Source organism: Pseudarthrobacter albicanus, assembly GCF_018224015.1.
Taxonomy (GTDB): Bacteria; Actinomycetota; Actinomycetes; order Actinomycetales; family Micrococcaceae; genus Arthrobacter; species Arthrobacter albicanus.
In genome coordinates, this window is record NZ_JAGPOT010000168.1 from 1 (window position 1) to 2,700 (window position 2,700).

2 protein-coding genes are annotated in these 2,700 nt (G+C 66.4%); one reads left to right on the top strand and one right to left on the bottom strand.

The window, feature by feature from the left end; all coding sequences use genetic code 11:
• Positions 1-114 precede the first annotated feature (114 nt).
• The gene (locus J9611_RS21175) at positions 115-1,638 is read right to left on the bottom strand and encodes a sodium:solute symporter family protein (protein ID WP_211883180.1); all 1,524 of its coding nucleotides are present in this window, start codon (positions 1,636-1,638) and stop codon (positions 115-117) included.
• Positions 1,639-2,010: 372 nt separating this feature from the next.
• Between J9611_RS21175 and J9611_RS21180 the strand changes: the two genes are divergently transcribed.
• Positions 2,011-2,586 (top strand): helix-turn-helix domain-containing protein, encoded by a 576-nt coding sequence (locus J9611_RS21180; RefSeq protein WP_211883182.1) that lies wholly within the window; start codon positions 2,011-2,013, stop codon positions 2,584-2,586.
• The last annotated feature ends 114 nt before the right edge of the window (positions 2,587-2,700 follow it).

The following is a 2,700-nucleotide window of genomic DNA, read 5'->3' on the forward strand; positions in this document are numbered from 1 at the left end:
CATCCAAATATCCGCGCTGGGCCGCCTCAATTCCTTGCATACACCCAGTCTTAAGGACCACTGCGCGAAGTCCAGCAGGCGCGCCTTAAACCACCCAAATTGTTCAGCGCAGTCCTAGTGTGCCAGGACCGGAGCCTGCTCGTCCTCTGCGGCCCCGCCGGCCACCCGCTGGCGCCACTTCCGCATGACCGCGGGGTCCGTGGGCCTGGTCAGCAGCGACACCGCGATGTAGACGACGGCGGAGGTAAGGAGGCCGTAGTAGATCGGCTCGGTGGCGTAGATTCCGTCCAGCGGCACCTCGGCGTTGATCTCCAGGACGATCATGGTGCCCAGGGTAATGACCGAACCCACGGCCATGGAGGCCGCGGCGGCCGCCCCGGTGCCGCGCTTCCAGAGGAGGCCGCCGAGGATGGCGACCAGGAGCCCGCCCACCAGGATGTCGTAGGCGATGGTGAGGGCCGCGACGACGTCCTTGGTGATGATGGCGATGATGATCGCCACGATCCCGAGGCCCAGGACCCACCGGCGGTTGGCCTTGACGTCATGCTCCGGGTTGTCGGTGTCCTCCGTGTTGATGTCCTTGCCGAACCAGCTGGCGACGAACGGCAGGACGTCGGCGCGGGCCACGGTGGCGGCGGCGATCAGGGCCCCGGAGGCGGTGGACATCATGGCCGCGACGGCTGCGGCGAGCACGAGGCCGCCGATGCCGATGGGCAGGAGGTGGGTGGCGACCTCGGCGTAGACGACGTCCTTGCCGAGGGCCTTGACGTCGATGTTGGGCAGGGCGACGCGGGCGCCGAGGCCGATCAGCGCGCCGGCGGCACCGTAGAGGATGCAGTAGATGCCGGCGGTGGCGCCGCCCCAGCGGGCGACGGTGGGGGTCTTGGCGGTGAACACGCGCTGCCAGATGTCCTGGCCGATCAGCAGGCCCAGGGTGTACACCACGAAGTAGGTGATGATGGTCTGGATTCCGATGCCGTCGAGCTGGAAGAAGCTGGCCTCCACGCGGCTGCGGATCCCGTCGAGCCCGCCGGCCGCGTTGAGCGTGAGCGGCAGCATCAGCAGGAAGATGCCGACGGTCTTGATGACGAACTGGACCTGGTCGGCCAGGGTGATGGACCACATGCCGCCGATGGTCGAGTACACGAGCACGATCGCGCCGCCGATCGCGATCGCGAGGGCCCGGTCCCAGCCGAAGAGGACCACGAAGATGGTGGCGTAGGCGCCGGTGGACGTGGCGCACAGCATCAGCGTGTAGGCGAGCATCACGATGCCCGAGGTCTGCGTGGCACGGCTGCCGTAGCGCAGGGTCAGCATCTGGGAGACGGTGTAGATCTTCAGCTTCTGGATGGTGCCGGCGAAGAGCAGGCTGAGCAGCAGCACGCCCGCGCCGATCGCGACCACGAGCCACATGCCGGAGACCCCGAACTTGTAGCCCAGGCCCACGCCGCCGACGGTCGAGGCGCCGCCCAGTACGACGGCGGCCATGGTGCCGGTGTAGAGGAACGGGCCGAGCCGGCGGCCCGCGACCAGGAAGTCGCTGTTGTTTTTGGTGCGGGACTTGCCCCACCACCCGAACGCCAGCATGGCGACCAGGTACACCACCACGATGGCGATGTTGACGAAACTTGCGTCCATGAAAGGCTCCTTGGAGCTGTCTGGCAGGAGGGGTGAACCGGCCGCGGGCAAACGTGCGCCCGGCGATCCCGCTGCTGCTTGGTGGTTTGTGGGGGAGTATTCCGTGCGGCCCCGGCCCCGGAGCCTCCCGCGATCTTTCCCCATCTTCCCGCTGATTGCCTAATAGGCAACAGTTGTTGCCAAAAGGGTACGGTGTGACCCCGGTAACAGTCAAGACGCCTCCCGTGCCGCCGCCGGAACCCTGGCATCCGCCGTCGTATCCGCCGTCGTATCCGCAGCCCCTTCCGGCGTCGTATCCGGCGTCGGAGGGCCCGGTCCCGATACTATTGCTGCAATGATGGGGCCGAGCGGCCGGCCGTGAAAGGTTCCTAGATGAAGGCTTTACCAGTTGAACCGAGCAACGTTCCGGTTGCCATCGGTTCCCGGATCCGTGCCGCCCGGCAGTCGCAGCGGCTCACGATCGAGCAGGTGGCCGATGCCACCGGCCTGACCAAGGGCTTCCTCAGCCGGGTTGAGCGGGACCTCACCTCGCCGTCGGTCGCATCCCTCGTGACGCTGTGCCAGGTGCTCTCCATCTCGATCGGCGATCTCTTCGCCGCTTCCGAGACGCACCTCACCAAGAAGGACGAAGGTCCCCGGATCTCGCTCGGCGGGGAAGGGATCGTGGAGCGTCTCCTGACGGCCCGTTCGGAACGCCGGATCCAGATCATCCAGGCCGTGATCGAGCCGCGCGGCAGGGGTGAATCCGAACTGTATGCCGTGGACTGCGACGTCGACGTGCTGCATGTGGTCAAGGGCAGCATCCGGCTGATCCTCACCAACGAGCAGTTCGAGCTCACCGCCGGGGACACGGTGACGTTCCCCGGCCGGGAGCCGCACACCTGGGTCAACCCCACGGACGACGCCGTGGAGGTCCTGTGGGTGCTGGTCCCGGCAGCCAGCCGCTAGTGTTCCGTGTTAATGGTTTGTTTGCGTTTCATCTTGCCCAATAGATACTCCGCGGACTTGGTCCAGGTGAACGGTTTGGCGTCCTTGTTGTAGTTTTCGATGTACCGCTCCATG